16 protein-coding genes and 1 pseudogene are annotated in these 23,402 nt (G+C 59.7%); 6 read left to right on the plus strand and 11 right to left on the minus strand.

Annotated features, from left to right (window positions below; genetic code table 11):
* Nucleotides 1–22: 22 nt before the first annotated feature.
* From BKP54_RS17045 to BKP54_RS17080, 8 genes and pseudogenes are all read right to left on the minus strand, one after another.
* A complete protein-coding gene (locus tag BKP54_RS17045) occupies nucleotides 23–1,315 on the minus strand; it encodes a sugar ABC transporter substrate-binding protein (RefSeq protein ID WP_025431301.1) in 1,293 nt (430 codons plus the stop codon).
* 42 nt (nucleotides 1,316–1,357) lie between these two features.
* Entirely contained in the window at nucleotides 1,358–2,362 is a 1,005-nt protein-coding gene (locus BKP54_RS17050) for a LacI family DNA-binding transcriptional regulator (protein WP_084814607.1), read from the minus strand.
* Between the two features lie 221 nt (nucleotides 2,363–2,583).
* Entirely contained in the window at nucleotides 2,584–3,957 is a 1,374-nt protein-coding gene (locus BKP54_RS17055; protein ID WP_084814672.1) for an alpha-glucosidase/alpha-galactosidase, read from the minus strand.
* A gap of 23 nt (nucleotides 3,958–3,980) precedes the next feature.
* Nucleotides 3,981–5,633 carry an ABC transporter ATP-binding protein gene (locus tag BKP54_RS17060; RefSeq protein WP_245317855.1) on the minus strand — a complete coding sequence of 551 codons (1,653 nt, stop codon included), beginning with the start codon at nucleotides 5,631–5,633 and terminating at the stop codon, nucleotides 3,981–3,983.
* A gap of 34 nt (nucleotides 5,634–5,667) precedes the next feature.
* On the minus strand, nucleotides 5,668–6,795 hold the full coding sequence (locus BKP54_RS17065) for an ABC transporter permease (RefSeq protein WP_084814609.1): 1,128 nt from the start codon (nucleotides 6,793–6,795) through the stop codon (nucleotides 5,668–5,670).
* Entirely contained in the window at nucleotides 6,792–7,805 is a 1,014-nt protein-coding gene (locus tag BKP54_RS17070; RefSeq protein ID WP_057220956.1) for an ABC transporter permease, read from the minus strand. Before BKP54_RS17070 ends, BKP54_RS17065 begins: the two co-directional genes overlap by 4 nt.
* Before the next feature lie 109 nt (nucleotides 7,806–7,914).
* A pseudogene (locus BKP54_RS17075) lies at nucleotides 7,915–9,998 on the minus strand (ABC transporter substrate-binding protein).
* 135 nt (nucleotides 9,999–10,133) lie between these two features.
* Nucleotides 10,134–11,606, minus strand: coding sequence for an alpha-glucosidase/alpha-galactosidase (locus BKP54_RS17080; protein WP_084814610.1), 1,473 nt, complete (start codon nucleotides 11,604–11,606; stop codon nucleotides 10,134–10,136).
* Nucleotides 11,607–11,798: 192 nt separating this feature from the next.
* Here BKP54_RS17080 and BKP54_RS17085 point away from each other — a divergent pair, with 192 nt between their 5' ends.
* The gene (locus BKP54_RS17085; RefSeq protein ID WP_084814611.1) at nucleotides 11,799–12,728 is read left to right on the plus strand and encodes an AraC family transcriptional regulator; all 930 of its coding nucleotides are present in this window, start codon (nucleotides 11,799–11,801) and stop codon (nucleotides 12,726–12,728) included.
* A 913-nt stretch (nucleotides 12,729–13,641) separates the two neighbouring features.
* On the opposite strand, the gene BKP54_RS36080 is transcribed toward BKP54_RS17085, so the two are convergent.
* Nucleotides 13,642–13,812, minus strand: coding sequence for a hypothetical protein (locus tag BKP54_RS36080; RefSeq protein ID WP_167578365.1), 171 nt, complete (start codon nucleotides 13,810–13,812; stop codon nucleotides 13,642–13,644).
* 506 nt (nucleotides 13,813–14,318) lie between these two features.
* Between BKP54_RS36080 and repA the strand changes: the two genes are divergently transcribed.
* From repA to BKP54_RS17120, 5 genes are all read left to right on the plus strand, one after another.
* The gene (gene repA, locus BKP54_RS17095; protein ID WP_025431291.1) at nucleotides 14,319–15,527 is read left to right on the plus strand and encodes a plasmid partitioning protein RepA; all 1,209 of its coding nucleotides are present in this window, start codon (nucleotides 14,319–14,321) and stop codon (nucleotides 15,525–15,527) included.
* Between the two features lie 94 nt (nucleotides 15,528–15,621).
* Nucleotides 15,622–16,638: a plasmid partitioning protein RepB gene (gene repB, locus BKP54_RS17100; protein WP_025431290.1), complete on the plus strand. Its 1,017-nt coding sequence runs from the start codon at nucleotides 15,622–15,624 to the stop codon at nucleotides 16,636–16,638.
* 205 nt (nucleotides 16,639–16,843) lie between these two features.
* The gene (gene repC / locus BKP54_RS17105; protein ID WP_084814613.1) at nucleotides 16,844–18,061 is read left to right on the plus strand and encodes a plasmid replication protein RepC; all 1,218 of its coding nucleotides are present in this window, start codon (nucleotides 16,844–16,846) and stop codon (nucleotides 18,059–18,061) included.
* A gap of 1,200 nt (nucleotides 18,062–19,261) precedes the next feature.
* The gene (locus BKP54_RS17115; protein WP_084814673.1) at nucleotides 19,262–19,873 is read left to right on the plus strand and encodes a chloramphenicol phosphotransferase; all 612 of its coding nucleotides are present in this window, start codon (nucleotides 19,262–19,264) and stop codon (nucleotides 19,871–19,873) included.
* A gap of 1,679 nt (nucleotides 19,874–21,552) precedes the next feature.
* On the plus strand, nucleotides 21,553–21,990 hold the full coding sequence (locus BKP54_RS17120; protein WP_025431284.1) for a hypothetical protein: 438 nt from the start codon (nucleotides 21,553–21,555) through the stop codon (nucleotides 21,988–21,990).
* A gap of 223 nt (nucleotides 21,991–22,213) precedes the next feature.
* Here the strand turns inward: BKP54_RS17120 and BKP54_RS17125 are convergent, their stop codons facing one another.
* Both BKP54_RS17125 and BKP54_RS36270 read right to left on the minus strand, forming a co-directional pair.
* The gene (locus BKP54_RS17125) at nucleotides 22,214–22,420 is read right to left on the minus strand and encodes a cold-shock protein (RefSeq protein ID WP_025431283.1); all 207 of its coding nucleotides are present in this window, start codon (nucleotides 22,418–22,420) and stop codon (nucleotides 22,214–22,216) included.
* Nucleotides 22,421–22,950: 530 nt separating this feature from the next.
* Complete coding sequence (locus BKP54_RS36270; RefSeq protein WP_210190575.1) at nucleotides 22,951–23,241, minus strand: hypothetical protein; 291 nt, start codon at nucleotides 23,239–23,241, stop codon at nucleotides 22,951–22,953.
* Between the last annotated feature and the right edge of the window lie 161 nt (nucleotides 23,242–23,402).

Raw genomic sequence — 23,402 nt, forward strand, 5'->3', positions numbered from 1 at the left:
TCGTGGTCCCGTCGTTGGTTGCCTATTGCTGCTCGTCGAATGGCGGGTACCCGTCGTTCTCCTCGATGTCCTCGTCGATCTTGGCCGCGGCCGCCGACAATGCCGTCTTGGCATCGCCCCCGTTGAAGATCTCGTCGACGGCCTGCATGAAGGTCGATGTGATGACTGGATAGGCCGGATGCGGGGGACGCGCGACCGCGGTCTTGGACGCCTGTTCGAATGCGACGGCGAGCGGACCACCGGTGTTGTACAAGGGGGATGCTGCTGCGAAGCTCTTCAAACCGGGATAGCCGGAATCGGCGATTGCATAATCCCGGTAGAGCTTGTCCTTCAGCATGAAGCTGACAAACTTGCCGGCGATGTCCGGATGCTCGGAGGCCGTCGTGATGCCCCAGATCCAGGTGCCGTTGGGGCTAGCACCCTTCGGCCCGAACTTCGGCAACGGCATGACGACGATGTCGTCCTTCATCGACGCGGCAGCTTCGGCGTAGAACCAGTGGCCCCCGAGTGCGAGCGCTGCAGGATGGCCTTCGGCGAAGAACTGGTTGGTGCCGGAAGATTGCGGCACGACCCAGCCGTTCTTGACCCATGTCTGCATCATCGTCAGGGCCTTGACGCACGCATCGCTATCTAGGGTGCCTGTCGATTTCCAGGTCGTACGATTGATCAGGTCGCAGCCCGCCGACTGCAGGATCGGGCCGTAGGCGTAGGTGATCCATTCGGTTTTGATGCCGTATCCGCGAAACGTGTCGATCGGCCACTTGACGCCATCGACCTTGGCGAGCTTTTCGAGGTAACCTTCAAATTCTTCCTGTGTCCAGGCATCGTCCACCGACTTCGGAATGCGGGCGCCGATCGCTTCCAGATACTTCCTGTTGCCGTAAAGCACGACGGAGGAGTCGGTCAGGCCGATTGCATAGAGATCCTTGTCGATCGGATAAGTGCCCTGGGCGATGTTCGACGGCGTCATGTCGTCGAGAACATCCTGATCGATCAGAGATTTGATCGGCTGCAGGTAACCGGACCAGACATAGTTGGCGAGGAAAGGTGCATCGAGTTCCATGACATCAGGCAACTGCTTGGACATGACCGCAGCGCTGAATTTTTCATTGTAGGCATCGTGCGGTGCGTAGATCAGCTCGACATCCACATCCGGATTGGCGGCTTCGAAGCGCTTGACGACATCGCCATAGGTCGAAACCCAACCTGGGTCGCCTTGGTGCATGACATGCAAGACTGTCTTCGCCTCTGCACCCACGGCGGTGGCCATAAGGGCAACCGACCCCATTAACATTGAAAGTAAACGTTTACCCATCACTGCAACTCCTCCTCGACAGGGTTTGGTCTTTCAGTTTGATCAGACGGATGAGCGCTCCACCAACTGAAACGCGAGTTTGCGCACCTCGCCGGGGGCGCTATTTTCGGCAAGCAGAATGTCTGCCGCCAGGCGGCCCATGGCACGATGCGGCAAAGCCATGGTCGTCAAAGGCGGATCAAGCCTGGTTGCAATGTCCACCTGGTTGTCGAAGCTTGCGACCGCGACGTCATCTGGAATTTGTGCACCCACCCGGCGCAATGCGGCGTAGACTTCCATGGCAACGCGATCGTTGCCGCAAAGGATCGCATCCGGGCGCTCCGGTCCGTCCATCAGCGCAGTTACGTGTGCAAGCACAAGGCTGTGGGCCCGGTCGCTATAGATCGCCCGGCGGACCGCCGGCAGGACGCAGGCACGACCTGCATCAAGCCCGGCTTCGTCAAGGGCACGCCGGAAACCGGCCTCGCGCAGCTCTCCTGCCAGAAGCCCCGGCAGGTTGATGAAGGCAATGTTCCGGCGGCCAGCCTCGATCAGATAGGTCGTGATCTCGTGAGCGGCAGCGATCTCGTCCGGCACCAAGGACGTCACTTTGTCATTGGCCTCACGGCAATTGATCATGACGCCGACCGTATCTGCGAACTCCGCCGGCAGCGATACCATCTTGTGATACATCGCGGCGTAGGCAATCGCGCGTGGGCGGAAGCGGCGCACCTCTTCAAGCACGGAGGCCACATCGCGACCTCCGCCGAGCGTCATTGCAAAGACCGCCATGTCCGCCGCGCGGGCGGCGCCATCCAGTCCGCGGATGATCTCGGTGGCGAAGGGCGAGGTGATCAAGTCATCGGCAACGACACCGATCAGCGGCATCCAACCCTGTCGCATGCCACGAGCGGCCAGGTTGGTGACGTAACCCAACTCTTCGGCGATTTCCTTGATGCGCAGTCGCGTTTGTTCCGACATTCGCGCCGAGCCGCCATGCAACGCACCCGAAACGGTCTTGATGGAAACGCCGGCGCGTTCAGCAATGTCGCTCAATGAGGTCGTCACGGGCAGTCCTTGGGTTAACGGTTACCCAGTCATTACCCGATCGCGATAATTGAGTCAATCTCAGGCACCAATCAACCGCAGTTGAGGTTTGTAGCAAAGGGTTTATCACCCGCTCCGGCATAGCATGTCGATCGCTATCGACCCGTCCGGCTGGCGACCGAAGGAAAGCCCCGGAACTGGGAGGTTCCGGGGCTTCCTCGCCGCGCGACCGGGAGAAAAAGCTACGCGGCGTGAACCTTTCTTGCGCTTCTTGCCCATTCCGGGATCCAGTTGCCGTGAGCGGCAAGCAGGTCGTCGGTGAGCGACCAGATCTGGTCGAGATCGAGTTCGGCGGCCGTGTGCGGATCCATCATGGCCGCATGATAGAGATGCTCGCGGTTCTCGGTCATCATCGCGGCGACCGTCAGTTCCTGCACGTTGATGTTGGTGCGGATCAGTGCGGTCAACTGCGGCGGCAGATCGCCGATAAAGGTCGGCTGTATGCCGTTTTCATCCACCAGGCATGGCACTTCCGCTGCGCAATTGTCGGGCAGCGAGGTGATGCAGCCATTGTTGCGCAGGTTGCCGTAGATGACCGAGGGCTCGCCGGTCCAGACGGAGTTCATGATGGAGGAGGCATACTCCTTCGACGGCTTGACCTCGATCTTGTCGGCGGAGCGATAGGCCGCTGCCTGCCCTTTCCAACGCTCGATCTGCTCGATGCAGCGCTTGGGATATTCGTCGAGCGGGATGCCGAATTTTTCGATCAGATCGTCGCGGCCTTCCTTGATGAAATAGGGCGTGTATTCGGCGAAGTGCTCCGAGCTTTCGGTCACGAAATAGCCGAGCCGCGTCAGCATCTCGTAACGCACCTTGTTCGGGCAACGCGGATTCCAATGGCTGGGCTTCGGGAAGCGGCCTTCGCGATAACCGCGCAGAAGATCTGGATAAAGGTTGCGATAGGATCCGTCCGGCTGGCGGTGCTCGAATTTGAGGAAGAACGCCATGTGGTTGATGCCGGCCGAGCGGTAGCGGATCTCCTCGTAAGGAATGTTCAGATCCTCGGCGAGTTCCAGCGCCGTGCCCTGCACGGAGTGGCAAAGGCCGACCTGCTTGATCCGGGGATATTTCTCGGCGATCGCCCAGGTGTTGATCGCCATTGGGTTGACATATTGCAAGAGGATTGCCTCGGGGCAGACCTCGGTCATATCAGCGCAGATCTTCCAGAGATGCGGCACGGTGCGCAGGCCGCGCATGATGCCACCGACGCCGAGTGTGTCGGCGATGGTCTGACGCAGGCCATACTTCTTCGGCACCTCGAAATCCGTGACCGTGCAGGGCTCGTAGCCACCGATCTGGAATGCAACGACGACGAAGTCGGCACCATCGAGCGCCTTGCGCTGGTTGGCATGCAACTCGATGGTGGCTTTGGCGCCGAGCGTTGAGATCAGTTTCCGTACGACGACTTCGCTTTCCTCGAGCCGTTGCGGATTGATGTCCATCAGCGCGATCTTTGCATCCGACAGGGCCGGACGCTGCAGAACGTCGCCGATGATGTTCTTCATGAACACGGTCGAGCCGGCGCCGATGAAAGTGATCTTGGGTTGTCTGGTCATGGATTGCCTCTGCTTTCTGACGATCATGCTGCCACATCGAAGGCGGCTCGAACGAGCCGCTCGGTGTAGGCGGTCTTGGGATTGGTAAGAATGTCGTGCACCGGTCCCTCCTCGACGATCTTGCCGTTCTGCATCACCACGACGCGGTGGCAGAGTGCGCGCACGACCTTGAGGTCATGGGAGATGAAGAGGTAGCTCAGGCCCCGCTCGTCCTGTAGTCGGCGCAAGAGGTCGATGATCTGCGCCTGGACGGAAAGGTCGAGCGCCGAGGTCGGTTCGTCGAGCAGGATGAATTCCGGCTCGAGCGCGACGGCGCGGGCGATGGCGATGCGCTGGCGCTGACCGCCGGAGAATTCATGCGGGAAGCGTGAAAGGATATTGCCCGGCATGCCCGCGGCGACCAGCGCATCCACGACCCGGTCGAGCCGTTCCTTGCGGTTTTGTCCTATGCCGTTGACGACGAGCCCCTCCTCGATGATCTGGCCCACCGACATGCGCGGGTTGAGCGAGGCAAAGGGATCCTGGAAGACGATCTGCATGCGCGAGCGCAACGGCCGCATTGCGGTGCGGTCCTTGTCGTGGATCGGGACGCCGTCGAAGAAGATTTCGCCGCCATCGGTGTTGATCAGGCGGATCAAGGCCTGTCCGAAGGTCGTCTTGCCCGATCCGGATTCGCCGACCACTCCGAGTGTCTCATGCTTGCGCAGATTAAGGCTGAGACTGTCGACGGCAACCAGCTCGGAAAGCTGGGGTCGGAACAAGCCGCCCTTCTTCAGCATGAAGGACACGCGGACGTTTCGTCCATCGAGTATGATCGGCACATCGTCCGGCAGCGGATTGGCCGCCCCCGATGGTTCCGACGACAAAAGCCGCTTCGTATAGGGATGTAGCGGATTGCCGAACAGATCGGCGGTGGTGTTGTGCTCCTTCACTTCGCCATGCTGCATGACATAGACGTAGTCGGAAAACTGGCGCACCACGGTCAGGTCGTGGGTGATCAGGATCACCGCCATGCCGAGCTCGCGCTGCAAGTCGCGGATCAGGTTGAGGATCTGCGCCTGAACGGTGACGTCGAGCGCCGTCGTCGGCTCGTCGGCGATCAGCACGTCAGGCTCGTTGGCAAGCGCCATGGCGATCATCACCCGTTGGCGCTGACCGCCGGAAAGCTGGTGCGGATACTGGTTGAGCCTGAGCTCGGGATCCGGGATCCTCACATGACGCAGCAATTCAAGCGCGCGCTCGGTGGCCGCGCGCCGGCCGAGCTTGCGATGCGCCCGGATCGCCTCGACGATCTGCGCGCCGACCGTGTAGACGGGATTGAGCGAGCTCATCGGCTCCTGGAAAATCATCGCCAGGCGATCGCCGCGCAGGCCCCGCCGCTCGCGCGCGGAAAACTTGAGCACGTCCTTGCCGTCATATTCGATGCGGGACTGCGAGGCGATCGTCGCGCGCTTGGAGAGAAGCCCCATAATGGTCCGCGCCGTCACTGATTTGCCCGAGCCGGATTCGCCGACGATGGCGATGGTCTCGCCGCGATAGAGCTGGAAGGACACGTCCTTCACCGCTTCTACCGTGCCGTGTTCGACCTTGAAATTGACCGCGACGTTGCGCGCGTCGATGACCGGCTTGCCGTCTCGGCTCGAAAGGTCCTTCCTTTCGACGGGGGCAGCGGCCATGAAGTCGATCGTTTCTGCCATGAGACGCTCCTCCTCAATAGGGGTCGATTGCATCGCGCAGGCCGTCGCCCAGCGCATTAAAGGCGAAGACTGTGACAAGCACGAAGGCAACGGGCGATAGAATCCAGGGATAGGACCCGATGACCGAATAGGTGGCGGTGTCCTGCAGCATCAGTCCCCAGGAAATCAGCGGTGGCTTGACCGCAAAACCGAGGAAGCCCAGGAACGATTCCAGCAGCACCACTTGCGGGATGGACAAGGTGACGGCGACGATCACATGGCTCATCACGTTTGGGAAAATGTGCTGGAAGATGATGCGCCGGTCGCTGGCGCCGACGGCAATGGCCGCCCGCACATAGTCGATACGGGCGAGCGCCAACGTCTTGCCGCGAACCTCGCGCGACATCTGCGCCCAGCCGAGCGCCGACATGACGATGATGACGAAGGCGAGGAACACACTCGTTGGCGCCGTTACCGGGATCAGCGACGCCAGTGCCAGATAGAGCGGCAATTGCGGGAAGGCCAACACCAGCTCGACGAAACGCTGTGTCCAGGCATCGAAGCGCCCGCCAAAATAGCCCGACGCCATGCCGACGGTCGTGCCGACGACGGTGACGATCGAGACGACGATCAGGGCGATCATCAGCGAGATGCGCGACCCATGAAGAATGCGCGAGAGCACGTCGCGGCCGAACTTGTCGGTTCCAAGCAGGTGCACCGGTGAACCGTCGATTGCGCCGAAAAGGTGCCGCTCGGCCGGGATCAGGCCGAAGAGGCGATAAGGCGATCCCTTGACGAAGAAACCGAGGACCTGCGGATTGGCATAGTCCGGGCCGATCTTCGGCTGGAAGGTGATGGGATCGAGCTCTTCGGTCTCGCGCAGGGGATAGCTGCGCGGCGGGAAGGCGAAATCGCCGTCCTGATCGCTGAAGCTGATTGCCTGCGGCGGTGCGAAGCCGACACCGGTCGCCTTCGGATCAACCGGTGACAGGAAATCGGCGAAAATCGCCATGACGAGCAGCAGACCGACGAGGATCAGTCCGAGCATCCCGGTCCAGGAGCGCTTGAATCGACGCCATACGAGCGCCGAATAGCTTTCGTTGTGCTGTGCGTCCTTGGGGTCGACGGTAAGGGGAATGGCGCTGTGCATTTCGACGGTCATGCGTGGGCTCCTCCCCCCATGCGCACGCGCGGGTCGAGAGCGGCGAGCAAGAGGTCTGCGATGATGTTGCCGAGGATCAAGGTCGCCGAGAGCACCAGCATGAAGGTCGCGGTGACATAGACGTCTCCCACCCACATGGAGCCAACGATGGCGGGACCGACTGTCGGCAGCGCGAAGATGATTGCGGTCTCGATTTCGCCGGTCAACATGTAGGGTAGGACGACGCCCTGATACATGATCAGCGGATGCAGGGCATTGGGCACGGCATGGCGCATGACCACGGCCCCTTCGCTCAAACCCTTCGCCCGGGCGGTCTCGACATATTGCGCATTTAGCGTGTCGAGCAGATTGCCGCGCATCACGCGCATATTGTAGGCGAGGCCGCCGAAGGTTGCGATCGCCACGACCGGCCAGACATGCTTGATGAGATCGACGAACTTGCCCCAGGACCAGGGCGCGCCGCCATAGCGGGCGGAGTGGAAGCTGTTGATTTCGCTGACATTGAAGTGGAAGACGAGGACATAAACAATGATCAGCGCCATCAGGAAGCGCGGCACCGTCATGCCGAGGAAGGAGACGGTCGAAAGTAGGCTGTCGATCCAGGAATATTGCCGGGTCGCTGCAATGATGCCGAAGGAAATGCCGATAACCGACGCAAGGATATGGCAGACGAGAGCAAGCACGAGCGTGCGCGGCAAGCGCTCGCTGACGACATCGGCGACGGGCTTGTTGTAGTAGAGGCTGTGGCCGAAATCGCCGCGCGTCAGAATGCCGGTCATCCAGGTGACGTATTGGACCGGCATCGACTTATCGAGACCATGCTCCTTGCGATAGGCCTGGGCCTGCGCATCGGCCTCCTCGAAGGAGGCCCCGCCCTGATTGATGAGCTGCGAGCGGATGTAGTCGCTATAGTCTCCCGGCGGCGCCTGGATGATGGCGAAGGTCGCTACGCTTAGGACCAGCAGCACCGGAATGGCAGAGGCGATGCGGACAAGCAGAAATCTGAACATGCCGTTTCCTTCTGTCGGATGGGCTTGCAGTGCGCCGGCTAGACGGCGCACCGGGTGAAGGCGGGTTCCTCCTCCGGCCCGAGAGCGGGCCGGAGGAGGCGAGGTGTCGTCAGTTGCTCGGCCCACTCTCACCAGGCTTGCCCGGAAGCTGCTCGGCGAAGAGTTCGAAGTCGGCCTGCTTGTCGGCCGCCACGAAGACCGCTCGCGGATGATTGTGTCTTCCGCCCAGTTGAACATCAAAATGGGCGCGCCTGTCGGAATGTTCGAGAAGCGCTTGTTGATGATCAGCGCGCCGGGATATTCGGTCAGACCAATCGTATCGACATTGGTCGTGGCGACCTTCTGATACTGCTTCATCAGTTCCGCGCGCTCGGCGTTGTCGTTGGTCGCGATGAACTTGTTGACGATGTCGACAAGCTCCTTCTCGAACGGCATCAGGTCAGGAACACCGCCTTCCGGAGCGCGATGGTGCCAGCTCGTTCGCGGGCCGGTTGCCGCGAGTTGCGGGGTGTTTTGAACGACGGAAGCAAATTCCGCCTGATTGCGGTGCACCATCCAGTCGAAGCGACCGGAATAGTTGGCCGCGTCGCGCTGCTTGCCGTCCAGCGCATTGAGCACGACCCGCAAGCCGAGCTTCTCCATTTGCCCGATGATGCCCTCGGCCAGATTCCTGTCTGTGCCTGTGTCCGAGGCCACCAGCAGCACGATCTCGACATCGCGCCCACCGAGCTTGTCGGACGGGAAGTTGACAAAGCCGTTGCCGTCGGTGTCCTTGAGGCCGACTTTGTCGAGCAGCGCCTTCGCACCGTCGAGGTCATAGGGGTAATAGACCGTCGACTGCCGATCGTAGAAGCTCGTACCGGAGGAAATGCCGCCCGGATAAATCGCCGTGAAGGGCCCCTTGACCAGAGCCTCACCGAGCTTCTTCCGGTCGACCGCCATGGTCACCGCCTTGCGGAAATCCTCGTTGCGGTTGAGTTCGCGCACCGCCTGGGCCCGCTCGTCTGGCTCACCCCAGCCATTGGCCGAGAAGTTCATGTGCATGTTGTAGCCGATGAGACGCGGACCGAAGGCCAGCCGGGCGGGGGCTGCCTCGTCGGCTGCGCGCTTCAGCGATTCGACGAAGTTTTCCGGCTGCTCCAGGTTTGAGAAATCGCCCGAACCGGCGACCGCCTGCACGTCGCGGTCGGCCCAGGTCGAGAGCTTGTAGTGGAGCTCGTTGAGGTAGGGCAGCTGGTTGCCGGCCTCGTCGACCTTCCAATAGTAGGGGTTGCGGCGCAGCACGATGATGTCGTCCGGCCGATAGGCGACCGGCACCCAAGCACCCATCACCGGAATATTCATGTATTCCGCCGGAAAGCCGTTCTTGTACTGGTCATAGGTCGTGCCGGCATATTTTGGATGTTTGGTCTTGAGGATATGCGACGGGCCGGGGCAGAAGGTGCCATAGGCCATGGCATAGAGGTGCTGGCGCGGGAAGGCCTCCTTGAAGGTCCATTCGACCGTATACTTGTCGATCTGCTTCAGCGTCGTTCCTTCGCCGAAGGTCTCGGGCGTCGCGCCGTTCAGCGGCGTCACGCTTGGATCGAGAACATTGTCCTCCCAGTAGAACATGACGTCCTCGGCGTCGAAGGGATCGCCGTCCGACCATTTCGCGCCCTCGACGAGATGCATCGTCAGCTTGTGTCCGTCCTCGGACCAGTCCCAGCTCTTTGCGAGGTTCGGCAGCGGTTCGACGTCCTTCGCCTCCACCTGGAAGAGTGGGGCCGTACGCGTCAGGCATTCCGACATGCCGATATCGATGCCGCCCCAGCCCTGGCTCTGGCCGGCGCTGTAGTTCCAGCCCTCCGGCCGGCCGCCGATCACGTGGCGCAGCGTGTCGCCATAGACGCCGACGCCATCGGGCATGTTGCCGGTCTTGAAGACCATCGGCTCCTTCGGCAGACGCTCGGCGACCGGCGGCAGTTTGCCGGCCTTCACGTATTTCTCGGTGACCCAGGCCGGCTCCTTGTATTCCGGCAACGCCTTGAACTCGGCGATCGAGTCGCGTGGCACATAGGTGATTTTGCCCTGCGCCGGAAAGGGTGGCTGCTCGGGCACGACAGTCGGCTCCGATGCGGCCGCCTGCAGCGCAAAGCTTGAGATGCCGACGAGCAGCAGGCTCGCCATTTTCGTCAGTCGGTGGCTGTTCATGGTCTGTGGTTCTCCCTCATCTATCTGCCACGCCGAAGGGTGGCCTCCTCCTAGAAAGTCTCAGAATGTCCCGCGGGCGCGGGCATGTGGCGGCAAGAGGGTCCGCGTCTCCTCACGCGGTGGCCCCGCCAGCCGTCAACCGGCGGCGCGGACTTTGGTCGCCTGTCGCTCGGCGCGGATCTCGTCCACCGAACGTACCTGGCGTCGCGCCGCGCCGTTCCAATCGCGGGTCTTGACGGTCGCCCGGCTCAGGCGCTCTCTGGCACCGCCGATCGCGTGGGCGTATTGCGGTAGCCAGTTGGCTTGCGCGACCACCATCTCGTCGACCATCTGCCAGACCTCCTCTGGCGTGCAGATGGCGCCAACCAGCGGATCGTGCAGCATCGCCAGCTTGAGCAGATCGAGATCGCCGGAAATGGCAGCATGCACCGACATGCGCTGGACATTGATCGAGGACAGGCAGGTGGCGGCGCAGGCCTCGGGAAGCGTGATGCCCGAGACCATGTTGATGCCGAAGCGATCGACGAATCCAGGGGACTCGATGATTGCATCGGCAGGCAGATTGGTGATGATGCCGGTATTCTTGACGTTGAAATGGCCGCGATAGACGCGCCCCGTCTCCAGCGCCTCCAGGATGTGGCTGGCGTGCTCGTTCGAGCGCTTCGTCGCATCGATCGGACGCCGGGCATCCTCCAGGAACTGCGGGAACTCGGTTTCGAACCAGTTGCGGGTTTCCGTCGAATAGCGGAGGTAGCCGCCGGTTTCGCCATGGATCCAGTCCGACATGTCGATCCAGCGGGTGATCTCCTCCGGACGCTTGCGATACCAGGGAAGGTATTCGGAGAGGTGGCCGTTGCTCTCGGTGGAATAGACCCCGAAGCGCTTCAGCACGTCGATCCGGAGCTTTTCCTGCTTCGAGAAGACCGGATGGGCCTCGAAGGCGGCGACGAGTTCATCCCTGCCGATCTTGCGACCGCGCAGCCTGATGTCGACGAACCACGTCTGGTGATTGATGCCCGAGCAGATGAAGTCGAGCTCGCCTTCCCCGGCGCCGAGGATTTCGGCGATCTGCTCGCCGCCATGCTGGACGCCGTGGCAAAGCCCGACCGTGTCGACCTTGCCGTACTCGATCGCCGCCCAGGTGTTCATCGCCATCGGGTTGGCATAATTGAGGAACTTCGCGCCCGGCTCGGCCAGTTCACGGATATCCTTGCAGAAATCGAGGATGACCGGAATGTTGCGCTGGCCATAGAGAATGCCGCCGGCGCAGATCGTATCGCCGACGCACTGGTCGACGCCGTATTTGAGCGGGATACGGATATCATCTGCATAGGCGCTGAGCCCGCCGACCCGCACGCAGCTGATGATATAGCGGGCGCCTGCGATCGCTTCGCGGCGGTCGGTCGATGCGGTGACCCTGGTCGGCAAGTTGTTGGCTTCGACGATCTTGTCGAGGATTGACTTGATCATGTCGAGGTTGTGCGCGCTGACGTCGGTGAGCGCGAACTCGACATCGTGGAACTCCGGAACGCAGAGAATATCAGTAAAGAGCTTCTTGGTGAAACCGACGCTGCCGGCGCCGATGATGGCAATCTTGAAGTTACTCATGCTGTCCTCGTCGCTGTTCGTTCGACCAAATAAAGGCAGTCTGGGTAAAATTGGTGCGCCGACAGGGTTGCGCCAAAGCGCGGTTCCCCTCCCGGTTTACTCCCCTCGCTTCGCCTGAAATCGGCCGTCTTGCTTTGTTGGAGGGCATTATGCGTATAATGCTTGGCGTCGCCAGAGAGGTATTGTGCTTTCATGGGTAATTCTATGCTGAAACGGTTGATCGAGAATGGCCCTGCCATGAAGACGGTCTCGCTGCCGCGCGGGCGTCACAGCCTGCACACCATGCCGACCAGCACGGGTTATGAGATCCGCACGGATGGAAGTTACGATTGGGATGGTCGCAAGCGGGGACAGACACCGTTTACCGTGCTGCAGTATACGATCTCGGGCGCGGGAAACCTGCGCTACGAGGCGCGCAACCACCGTGTGCGCGAGGGCGAGACGCTGCTCTTGCTGGTGCCGCACAACCACCGCTACTGGCTCGAGCAGAATGGTCGTTGGGAGTTCTTCTGGATATCGATGAACGGCGAAGAGGCACTGCGCATCCACAAGGCCATTCTTTCGACAACCGGACCAATCCTGAACTTGAAACCCGAGACGATCGAGCATCTGGCAGACTGCAGTCTGCGGCTGATTTCAGGTGGCGGCGAAGCGCCGGGCAGCGCATCGGCAATCGCCTACGAGGCCGCAATGGCACTCTATGACGACGTTTTCGGCGCCCATCCCGTATTCAGCCAGGAATACCGGACAATGCAGCATGTCATTCAACATATCATGGCGAACCTTGCGCATCCCCTTCCTGTCGAGACGCTTGCCGAAGTGTCCGGGCTCAGCCGCGCGCACTTCTCGCGCGTGTTTGCCGCCAGCGAAGGCATGCCGCCCGCGGAGTTCGTGCTGCGCAAGCGATTGCAGCGGGCAACGAAACTCCTGACAAAGGCGGCACATCTCTCGGTCAAGGAAGTGTCGATCATGTCTGGCTTTGAAGACCCGAACTATTTCGCCAAAGTGTTTCGACGCTATTTTGGTGCGAGCCCCACCGAGTTCCGTACGACCGGGATGTATTCGAGTGTGGCGGCGAAAAGCCAGGAAGCGGTGAACTACTCTCGTGGGGAAAACGAATAGCCAACGTTGCGGCCAGCGTGCTTTACGCCACAATCTCGTCTTCTAGGCCAATGGCCCGCCCCATCCAGCGGCGCGAAATTGCCGAACTGACAATCCTCCTTGAGCTCCCTTTCTGCACCGGTTCTGCTCATTCAATGCGCTGCTTAACCGCTTGCAGCTTTTAAGTGCCGGTCAGCCAAGGGAGCGCTTCGCAGCAATTGTTCGCTTGTCCTGGAACGGACGAGCAGCGCAGCATACGCATAGCTGCATTGCACAAAAAATGTTTTCCAAGTGATCAAAAAACGATCATAACGCTCACAGCTGATGCACATGGCGGCTTCTCCTCCCAGTGCCGCCGCAGCAGCTGTTCCCCTCTGGAGGTTTTATGACCTTCACACTTCATGGGCCGCGGTTTTCCGTAGGCCCATTTTTTTTTGCCAAGATTTTCGGCCTGCGCGATCAATCGGCGCGGCCGGTGAGCGCAAAAGCCGCCCGTTGCCGTTCGCGCTCGGCGATGGCCCATTCCACCTGACACCCGCTTGATCCCGCTTAAGGCCAACCGGAAGGCTGATGATTGCTGGCGCGCAGCCCCAAGATAGAGCCGCGCTGGGATGAATTGGCTGCGTCGCGGAGGGTTTTCTTATTCGGGAAATGCGTCGCCAACGTCGATCAGCTGATCGACTGAAGCGAAGTATGCGCAGAGCCATGTTCGGAGAACTGCGTCGGACGCGATTTGTGATTTCGGTTTTTGTCGGTCAAAGCCTCGAACTGGCACAGCTTCGAGCCACGCCTTGTTCGGCGTGGCTGCCTCGTGCGCCTTGGCGCCCATGTCGCTCGGTTGCACGCGATGTCGCCGCACTTGTTTTACTTAGAGAGGCGATCGGGCCTACAAACCTTTGGCCAGCTTGCAATCGGCAATCACGCACTGGATCGTCTAGGGCCGACCGGCCTCGACGACTGGCTCCTCTGCCGAAACGGGCTCTGCTTGCAGATCGGCTTCGAGGCTCAGATCCAGTTTCCCCCAGATCGATGTCTTTTGGTTGTCGGCCTTCGCCTTGCGGGACGGCTTTATCTCAACGATGAACGGCTTTGTCTGCTGACGCATAGATCCTCCAAGCGACGAATCGCGTTCAAACGATACCGATTGGTCAGGCGGACGCAACTGCCAGATCAGGTGAGTTCGCCGCTATCCGGCAGAAGACATCCGCGTCGAGGAGCAGCGACCTCGCAGTCGCGCGCAACCCATGCCCCCTCCTCCGGCTCCGTCCGAATCAATTGATCCTGCAGCAAAAAAAGAAGCCACCGGGGCGGCGATTCTGCCGTTTTGCCCTGTTACCAGTGTCGGTCAGTGCAAGAAACGGTTGACAACGCCACGTGAACGGCCGGCAAAAGCAAGGGGTTGCTGGACGGATCGGTGACACCAATGTGCCGCCAAATTGTTGATAAATATACGAAAAATGTCAAAGACGAAGCCGTGAGATGCCGTTTCCGGTGCAACCGCTAAGTTCTTGTTATCCCTAAAGCGGCTTGTCGACCGACATCGAATCGTGTCTCTACTTCCAGACGGAAACAATGCGTCAGACGCGAAGAAACCGTTTTGAAGAGACCCCGATGCTGAAGCCCGCGAATCCCCAGGTTGAAAACGAGACGACTTCCGAGCGTATCACACGCCAGGCGACCGCGCTTTCGGACCGTCTGCGGGCCGTCGGTGAGATTGCTTTTCCGCCGAAGGCGATGAAGAGCCTGAGGTCATTTACCTCAGGAGAGGTCGCGCAGATCGTTGGTGTATCGGACGGTTATCTCAGGCAATTGTCCTTGGACGGTCTCGGGCCGATGCCGGAACTGGGCACCGCTGGTCGCCGTTCCTACACACTGCGCCAGATCAACGAGCTTCGCGCCTATCTTGCCGAAGCACGCCCGAAGGAAGCCTTGAAGTTCTGGCCGCGCCGCCGCGAAGGCGACAAGCTCCAGATCATCAGCGTCGCCAACTTCAAGGGCGGCTCGGCCAAGACGACGTCATCGCTATACCTCGCACAGGGGCTGGCGCTGCAGGGTTACCGCGTTCTGGCGATCGACCTCGATCCCCAGGCGTCGCTGTCTGCCATGTTCGGTTACCAGCCGGAATTCGACATTGCCGAAAACACCACCCTCTACGGCGCGATCCGCTACGATGAGGAGCGGGTCAACATGCGTTCGGTGATCCGATCGACCTATTTCGAGGGCATAGACCTCGTCCCGGGCAATCTCGAGCTGATGGAGTTCGAGCATGAAACCCCGCGTGCAATGGGCAAACGATCCGGACCCGAGGATCTGTTCTTCCGCCGCGTCGCTGCCGCGATCGATGAAGTCGAAGCGGATTATGACGTCGTTGTCATCGACTGCCCGCCGCAGCTCGGCTTCCTGACCATGGGCGCCCTCAATGCGGCAACCGGCATGCTGGTGACGATCCACCCGCAGATGGTCGATGTCGCATCGATGAGCCAGTTCCTGTTGATGACGGCCGATCTCATCGCGGTGATCGAGGATGCCGGCGCGCATCTGAACTACGATTTCATGAAATTCGTCGTGACCAGGCACGATCCGCGCGACGTGCCCGAGCAGGAGATCGTCGGACTGTTGCGCGACCTCTTTGGAAGCGATGTCCTCAGGGCTACGGCATGGAAGTCGACGGCCATTGCCAATGCCGGCCTTACCAAGCAGTCGCTGTTCGAATTGTCGAAAGGCGCCGTCGGGCGGTCTGTTTATGACCGAGCCATGGAATCCGTCAATGCGGTCAACACCGAGGTGATCGACCTGATTTCGAAGGTATGGCAGCGATGAGTGATTGCTCCCATTCCGTGCCAGTACTCTTTCCCCTTGGGCGGGGAATGTTGTCTACAGACAACGCCTCGCCTGTAACGAGGAGGTCCCTCCATTGAGCAAACGCACCCAGTCCATTCGCTCGATGTTTTCCGGCCAGAGCGAGCACTCCGTTGATGGTGACATCAAGCGGCCGGCGCTGCCGCGTATGAGTTCCGGCGCAGTCCGCTCGCTCAAGGACACCTTTTCGGACGTCGAGAAGGAGTATGAAGTTCTTCGCGCAAAGCTCGCGTCGGGCCAGCTCGCCGTGGAGATCGATCCCACCCTGATCGATCCCTCGCCTTTGGCCGATCGCTTCAGCGAGCAGGACCCAGCCAGTTTCGAGGCACTGATAACTTCGATCCGGGAAAGAGGACAGGAAATTCCCGTCCTCCTCCGCGAGCATCCTTCTTTATCCGGTCGCTACCAAAGCGCCTACGGACATCGGCGCATTCGCGCCGCTCGTGCGCTCGGCATTCCCGTCAAGGCCTATGTGCGCTCGCTGAGCGATGAAGATCTAGTCGTGGCGCAAGGTGTGGAGAACTCCGCCCGCGAAGATCTGAGCTTCATCGAACGCGCGGTATTTGCTTGCCGTTTGGAGGATGCCGGCTTTGCCCGTGCGCTGATCCAGTCGGCACTTTCTGTCGACCGGGCTGAAGTTTCCAAGCTGGTCGCTGTCGCACGCGCATTGCCGCGCGAACTTGTGGACGCCATCGGGCGGGCACCGAAAATCGGTCGAGGCCGCTGGCAGTCACTGGTTGATGCGATCGGCAACGAGCCGGCATTGAAGCGCGCCTTGGCGGTTGCAACCAAAGCCGGCTTTACGACACGGGAAACGGATGACCGCTTTATGCTGGCCTTTGCGGCCGCGACAAAGTCCGAAAAAGGGCAAGCCGCTGGGCTTGCACCTGAGACTGTCACTAGTGGATCGGGTGCGGAGATCGGAAAAGTGGCCACGACTGACAAGCAATGGCGCCTGTCGATCCGGCGCGATCGGCATGACGGATTTGCAGATTATCTGACGGCGAAATTGCCCGAGTTGTTTGAAGCTTACGAGGCGGCGCTGGAGAAAACGCAGAGCAGCGCCGAATAGGGCGCCGTCCTGAAGACTGAAAATATCGAGGAGCAACACGGCAAAAAGAAAAAAGGCCCCCGAAACACCGTCTCTGAAGGCCCTTTCTCGTCATTTGGCGATTTCGAGATTCGCACTTCCGGGATTCACAGTCAAGACTCTCTTCGGAGATTTGGCGCCGTTTCGGTGACTGGCATTCCTTTGCCTGAAAGAAGGTAAGGCTGAAATGGACAGGTTATCCGTAACGACGCCATTCGGGCGGCGGCCGATGTCGCTTGCCCTGGTGAAGGGGCAAATCAGATCGTCCGGCATCAAAGCCGGAAAAACGGTCGACAAGTGGAAGGTGCTTCGCGACGTATGCGAGGCACGGACGCTTCTCGGCGTCCAGGACCGCGCTCTGGCTGTGCTGAATGCACTTCTGTCATTCTATCCGCAGGGCGAACTGGCTGAGGGCAATGACCTCGTCGTGTTCCCGTCGAACGCCCAGCTGACCCATCGCGCCAATGGCATCGCCGGCAGCACGCTGCGCCGCTGCCTTGCTGCATTGGTCGAGGCTGGCCTGGTTTCGCGCAAGGACAGCCCCAATGGCAAGAGATATGCACGCAAGGACGGCGAAGGCGGCATAGAGGAGGCCTACGGCTTTGATCTCGCCCCGCTTTTGGCCCGCTCGGAAGAACTGGCAGGCCTGGCCCAGGAAGTTGCGGCAGAACGCCGGCGGTTCCTGATCGCCAAGGAGCGTGTCTCATTGTGCCGCCGGGATATTCGCAAGCTGATTACTGCCGCGATCGAGGAGGGGGCATCCGGCGATTGGGGGCATGCCGAAGACATGTTTGTCGCGCTGATTGCGCGAATTCCACGCCGCCCAAGCCTCAAGGATTTGCTGGCCATTGCCGACGAGATGACGCTTTTGCACGAAGAAGTCGTCAACATGCTGGATGATAACGCGATTTCCGAAAATATGGCTACCAATGGTGGTCTATCTGAGCGGCACATACAGAATTCAAAACCCGAATCCTTCCATGAACTTGAACCTCGCTCTGAAAAAGAGGAGGGCGAAAAGCCGAGGGCGGAACCCGGAGGAAAGCCGAAGGGGGTACAGCCATTCCCGTTGGAGATGGTTTTGCGAGCCTGCCCCGAAATCAAACCGTTCGGCCCGGACGGCGTGGTTTCCAGTTGGCGCGACCTGATGATGGCCGCGGTGACCGTCCGCTCGATGCTTGCCGTCAGCCCGTCGGCTTATGAGGAGGCGTGCGAGGTGATGGGCCCGGCAACGGCTGCATCCGTGGTGGCCTGTATGTACGAGCGGTCCGGACACATCAATTCGCCCGGCGGTTATCTCAGAGATCTGACAAACCGGGCGCGGCGCGGAGAGTTCTCGCTCGGGCCGATGCTGATGGCACTGCTTCGCGGGGCGCCGACATCCAATCTGGCTTCTGCGTCGTGAGCCGGGCTGCAGTTGGGCAGACTGCTCTCGGCTCGAAGCTTCCCCTTGTGAACTGCACCTAGCCTGAGACAGCGATCGCCATCGGTCTGGCAGTGTTTGCCACACCAGGGTCCGGCCGTTACTTCGAAAGGTTGACAAGCGGGTCGCCGTTTGCGGCGATCTGGCCTCGACTGTCGGCGTCACCACAACACGCGACCTCCCCTCCTCCTCTTTCGTCTCTCGGTAGAGGGATTGCGTTAGTTCGATTGCTGCGACACCACCGGGAGGTAGACAGTCGGGGTTGAGGGCTTGTTGCCAACAAACGAGCTTCCGACAAGGAGATAGGCCGCAAGTGCGAGGACCGAGATGAGTAATATACCAACGGGCATGCCGGCGGAGGCGTGACGTTCTGGCTTCAGGTAGTTTCTTTCACCCAACATAGCGAACTCCATTTGCACGACCGGAACGGGGAAAGGGTGCAGGTGGTTCCCGGGAAACGGGCGGAGTTGAGGGACAGGTTGCTAGAACCTGTGGGCGGCATTTTAGCACCATGACCGGTGCTTCGCCTGAGACCGCAGGTAGCATGTGGCCCGGATATCTAGATTGTTCGCGCCTGTTCGTAGCTAATTCGGGCGCTTTCAAACAGGAGGCGCTGAAATATGCCGAACAAAGAACTCCGCCCCTGGTCGTTCAAACGCAGATTCCGAAATCTGGGTGCTGCTTCATGGGGAATGCGGGTGCCCGACGATTTTGCCACAGTTGTGAAATGTGACCTCAAGCATGTGTATACAGTGCGCAGCAGTCTCGGCGAGCGGTTCCGTTGACAGCCTCGGTTGTGTGACTGCGTGTGGGAAATGGCGATATTGCTCGCGTTATCACCGACGGCTCGATCGAGCGCCAGCTGAATAGCGGTGATCTCATTTCCAGCGACATCCCGTCATTCGACCCAATGGCTCGACGAGGCCAAGTGCTTTCCGGCCGGGTCGGTCATGCATGGTGCAATTCCATTGGGAAGACCTTGATTGTCGTAGCGCGAGCCTTTCAAACAGCCGCTTTCGCTTTCACCGGCCAAGGAAAGGAGAGTTCACCCAGTCTGACGCCAAAATTCGCGCAAGGACACTAACAGGGTAACTGGGCAGATTTGGTTGCACGACGGCCGTTGCGACGCTGGAGAAATTACTTATTGTTGTCGTGGTACAACGTTACGAGGCTAATGCTGCAATGCGCGTTTTCGTTTTGCTAATGGGCTTCCCTGGCGTCGGGAAACTGACAATTGCCAACGAATTGCGTAGCCTCGTTTCTGCAAAAGTCATTGATAACCATTGGTTCAACAATCCAATATTCCGCCTCCTGGACGACGACGGGATGACGCCCCTCCCGAACGGGATATCGGAATACACTGGAAGAATCCGACAGGTCGTTCTGGATGCGATTGTGGCCTACAGCCCCCCTTCGGCAAACTTCATCTTCACGCAGGCCCTTGTCCAAGGCAACCAAGGTAGTATTCGCACATTTGAACAGATAGCCGGCGCGGCGCGGCAATGTGCGGCGCCGCTCATTCCCATAAGATTGCTTTGCGATGAGGACGAGTTGGCGCGCCGTGTTTCCACTCCCACGCGCCGTGAGCAACTGAAGTCGATTGACGCAAGAGCCTCCAGAGAGAGAAGCAGAAAAGCGCTGGTCTTCGATCCCCAACACCCCTTTGCCGCGGATTTGGACGTCACTTCGAAATCAGCGAAGGCCAGTGCAAAGGCAATCCAGCAACATTTTATCCGAGTGATTTCCGGCGCTTTTGGTCCACCTCCAACGACAGGTTTCGTTACCCAGTCATAGATACGATTTGGTTCTCCCGGTATTGTCCACGACCCGTCCCGACAGGTGTGCGTAAGTCTCTGCTTTGAAGGGCCGGTTATCGCCATTGTGGCTTCCACCGCTGCTGCACGACGAGCCGGGATGGCCAAGCTATTGCGCCGCTGGCTGGCCTGGTCGCGGCAAAAGTCTAAGCGCCACTCCCCTTCCCCTCTATAAGTACCCAGGCTGCCCATCATCAACCGCCCTGGCCGCGAAACTATGTTCGCGCGGGCCTCACCAAACCCGCAGGGACTGACCGCGTTCGTCTTGCCCATCCTTCCCCACGGACGCCGTCCGTCTTCACGGCGCTCTGATACGATCGCAGCGTAGCGATCTTGACCATCAAATCGGCATTGCCAACAAATCTGCCCCGGTTGCCTAACAGGAGCGCGCCGCTGTTATTGGGTGTGCACTGCTAACTATATGAACTTGCTTTCAATGCACCGCATAACGGAATAGATATCAGGCTTTACTTCCGCCACGTAAACGCCGATGCAGCACGGTTGTTACTGTTGCGCTTAGCGAGGGCCCGTTGATTTCGGGCAGAAGTCACTTGAGATACCGTTTCGCGGGCCGACGTTTGCCTCGCCACGGCCCAAAAAATTCGGCAGCTTGCGAAGTGCGGCGCTGCCATTTCCATTGGACGCGGGCATTTCCCGGCTGTAGTTCGAGGGGGTCTTCACTGGGGACGAGCTGGGCGATCTCGTCTACCGATGTAGAAAAGCCCGGGCCTATCCGAGGTGGGCGCTACCGAGCGCTTAGATCTTGTCGGGGACCCGACAGGCTTTCGTTACTGCGAGATCCTCAGGCTCCAGAGGTTATCAACTGGCGCATCGTGCGAACAGGAAACCGGGCGATCATACTGGGATCCCGGTCGTTTTGGGATTCTATTGCCAGCAGGCGATTTGCCCAGCATGTTGCTGCCTATGTCATCGCACTTTAATGCATATGCCCGAAGTTGACTAACTGACCAGACGCTGATGCAACCGCCGTTGAGGGACACTCAACCCATGCGCCGCTCCTGATGGCACGGATTTTCGCCACAGCATGTTGCACGAAAGTGTCCGGTGGCTTGTCCGTTCAAGGGATGCACAGACGCATTGGCGGATCAGAAAGATTGCGACGTTGCGTTGAAACGTTCCCGCGCCGGCCAGGTTTGGGTACGATTTGCGCAGCACACGTGTCGAAGCATGAAGCCCCTCGCCCCGACAGGCCCGCTAGTTTCGGTCAATCCTGGCCGGCCGGAAGCCGAGCGCGGATTAGCTATTCGGCGATCTGTGGATCGACGGGTTGATCAGCGGTTTTCGGAGAACCGATATCTCGGGCGTCCGGTTCGTGAGTCCATTCGCCGATTGCTCAGTCGGTAGTGCGGGCAAGCTGTGCAACCGGTCCCAACGTGCGGTTCACCTGATCCCAAACGTCCAATCACGCCATGACCCGGCACGTATCTCCGTTTCTCCTCTCGCCTTCTCGTTGCCAGATCGTGATGCTTCCGTCGTGGTTTTTGAAAGACGAGATCCAAAAGGGGCGGATTTTCGCCGCAACACGCCATATGACCTACGATATTGCCCGCCACCAGCATCGTGATTGGACAGCGCCAACGACTAGGAACAGGCTGCTGTTGGGCTGGCTTTCGCAACGTCGTTTGATTGGAGGCGACAATGAAGCATCACACCTTGGAGCAGTTGCAGACCATCGCGCAGATAGAGCCAATTTTCGGTGCGCACGGGATGACACGCCGCCAGCGACTGGAACGTTGGGCCGAGTTGTTGGAGGGGGTTCGGCACAGGCACCTCGATACGCTACACGAGACTGAGTTTCAGTTTAGCGACGAGCGAAATGCTCTGCGTAGTGACTACTCGCCGATAACCGTCGCCTTCCGCGATCCAGTGCTGCATGCGGCTGGCATGGAAAACGACACCTATGGTGAGGCGAAACGCTTCTTTGAGATCTGTGACGAGGAACTGCATGACATCGTCTGCTACTGTCACTTCGGCACGACGGTGAGTGCGGCTGCCGCGGCGCGCCAGGTCCGTGGGTTACTTTCGGAGCGTCCGCAAAGCTTCTGGTCGGCAGTGGCTGCATTTTTCATCGCCTAGGCAGTGGCTGCGGCCGCGATTTGTTGGCGATTGCCGCCAAGGGAGCCACCTCATTGCGTCTGGACGCTTTGACTTGGTTGTTCGGCAAAGATGTGCGGTTGAATGCATCGTTCGGAACGGTCTTGCGCATCTTGGATGCCGTGCGCAGATCTCAAGTTCTCGCATGTCCGTCCGCCATTGGCCAGCGCCGCCAGCCAATGGGGAGGTTGCTCTAGGAGTCGGGTCAGGTCCGCAGGTTGTCAGCCGATGTCTTGCCTGATTTGCGGTCTTCGACCAGGTCGTAGCTGATCTTTTGGCCGTCGTTCAGGCCGCGCATCCCTGCCCGCTCAACGGCGGATGCATGAACGAAGACGTCTGTACCGCCATCGTCGGGTTGGATGAAGCCATAGCCCTTCGTCGAGTTAAACCACTTCACGGTACCAGTCGCCATAACATTCCCCTTCGTAAGCCTTGGAACCAGGGGTTCGCACGGCGTTTGTTGCACAATCAAAACTAATCGATCGGGCGCAGAAGGGAAGAGGGTGCTTCAAATTAAGTGTTCTGACACGTTCCTCGCTGCGCCTCTACTACGCGCCACGCGGATTTCGTCTGCAAAGAGAGCGGCGCTGTGCAGTGCATAGGTGCTTGCGGTTCTTGTGGGCGGCGGTGTAGCCGTCGCGCAAAATGTCCGGACCAAATCGGCATTGATGTTGGATTTGTTGTCTGCAGACAACGAGTGTCGGTTGTTCGTACTATTGGCGCAACCGAAGGTAGCAATGTGGGGGATCAACGTCGGCGCCTTCATTGTTGTCAGCAGACAACAATGGTCGGGCGATAGGCGGCCGCGCATGTCTACGAGGTGCGGCCGGCGCCACTGTGATTGTTGCCTTGCGGGCATTGCCATCAGGCCGCGACGCTGTTGATGCAAGAAGGCGGCGTCTTCCCGGTGGACGAATGACAGAGCGGTCCGTGGGGTGCTGGTCACACACGTGTTTGCGTTGTTGCCGACGGCTTGGAGTTATTGTGAGCTGCGGCGTGGCATCGCGATGGCTCCATCAGTGGCTGGCGCCGAAGGGTGGCACCGCGTGCGATGTTGTCTGCAGACAACATCGCTGTTCCAATTATTGACGGCCACTGAAAGTGAGGAAACTGCTCCGGCTTCATCATCGAGTGCGGAGCATGATTGTCGCTGAAATCGTGTTGATTGCCATCGACATGGCATTTGCGGGCTATAGAGATCTGTTTGCTGGTGACGTTGTCTGCTGACAACATCGCGTCTTCCGTTTGACTGCATGTCCGTTACAGCGGGCCGGAGGACATGGCCAAGGTGTGTGCTATCGCGGAGGTGTGGAGCCTGGCACTCCCGTCTGCGCACATTCCATAGGAACGAGGCCTTTCATGCGAGATGACAAGGCGAAACGACCATTCCGCAC

It is taken from the genome of Ensifer sp. 1H6 (assembly GCF_001976035.1).
Lineage (GTDB): Bacteria > Pseudomonadota > Alphaproteobacteria > Rhizobiales > Rhizobiaceae > Ensifer > Ensifer canadensis.

What these genes read in the sequence shown, in the direction of transcription:
- BKP54_RS17045 (WP_025431301.1), bottom strand. Translation starts at nt 1,315, where the DNA reads ATGGGTAAACGTTTACTTTCAATGTTAATGGGGTCGGTTGCCCTTATG.
- BKP54_RS17055 (WP_084814672.1), bottom strand. Translation starts at nt 3,957, where the DNA reads ATGACCAGACAACCCAAGATCACTTTCATCGGCGCCGGCTCGACCGTG.
- BKP54_RS17060 (WP_245317855.1), bottom strand. Translation starts at nt 5,633, where the DNA reads ATGGCCGCTGCCCCCGTCGAAAGGAAGGACCTTTCGAGCCGAGACGGC.
- BKP54_RS17065 (WP_084814609.1), bottom strand. Translation starts at nt 6,795, where the DNA reads ATGACCGTCGAAATGCACAGCGCCATTCCCCTTACCGTCGACCCCAAG.
- BKP54_RS17070 (WP_057220956.1), bottom strand. Translation starts at nt 7,805, where the DNA reads ATGTTCAGATTTCTGCTTGTCCGCATCGCCTCTGCCATTCCGGTGCTG.
- BKP54_RS17080 (WP_084814610.1), bottom strand. Translation starts at nt 11,606, where the DNA reads ATGAGTAACTTCAAGATTGCCATCATCGGCGCCGGCAGCGTCGGTTTC.
- BKP54_RS17085 (WP_084814611.1), top strand. Translation starts at nt 11,799, where the DNA reads ATGGGTAATTCTATGCTGAAACGGTTGATCGAGAATGGCCCTGCCATG.
- BKP54_RS36080 (WP_167578365.1), bottom strand. Translation starts at nt 13,812, where the DNA reads ATGCGTCAGCAGACAAAGCCGTTCATCGTTGAGATAAAGCCGTCCCGC.
- repA (WP_025431291.1), top strand. Translation starts at nt 14,319, where the DNA reads ATGCTGAAGCCCGCGAATCCCCAGGTTGAAAACGAGACGACTTCCGAG.
- repC (WP_084814613.1), top strand. Translation starts at nt 16,844, where the DNA reads ATGGACAGGTTATCCGTAACGACGCCATTCGGGCGGCGGCCGATGTCG.
- BKP54_RS17115 (WP_084814673.1), top strand. Translation starts at nt 19,262, where the DNA reads ATGCGCGTTTTCGTTTTGCTAATGGGCTTCCCTGGCGTCGGGAAACTG.
- BKP54_RS17120 (WP_025431284.1), top strand. Translation starts at nt 21,553, where the DNA reads ATGAAGCATCACACCTTGGAGCAGTTGCAGACCATCGCGCAGATAGAG.
- BKP54_RS17125 (WP_025431283.1), bottom strand. Translation starts at nt 22,420, where the DNA reads ATGGCGACTGGTACCGTGAAGTGGTTTAACTCGACGAAGGGCTATGGC.
- BKP54_RS36270 (WP_210190575.1), bottom strand. Translation starts at nt 23,241, where the DNA reads ATGTTGTCAGCAGACAACGTCACCAGCAAACAGATCTCTATAGCCCGC.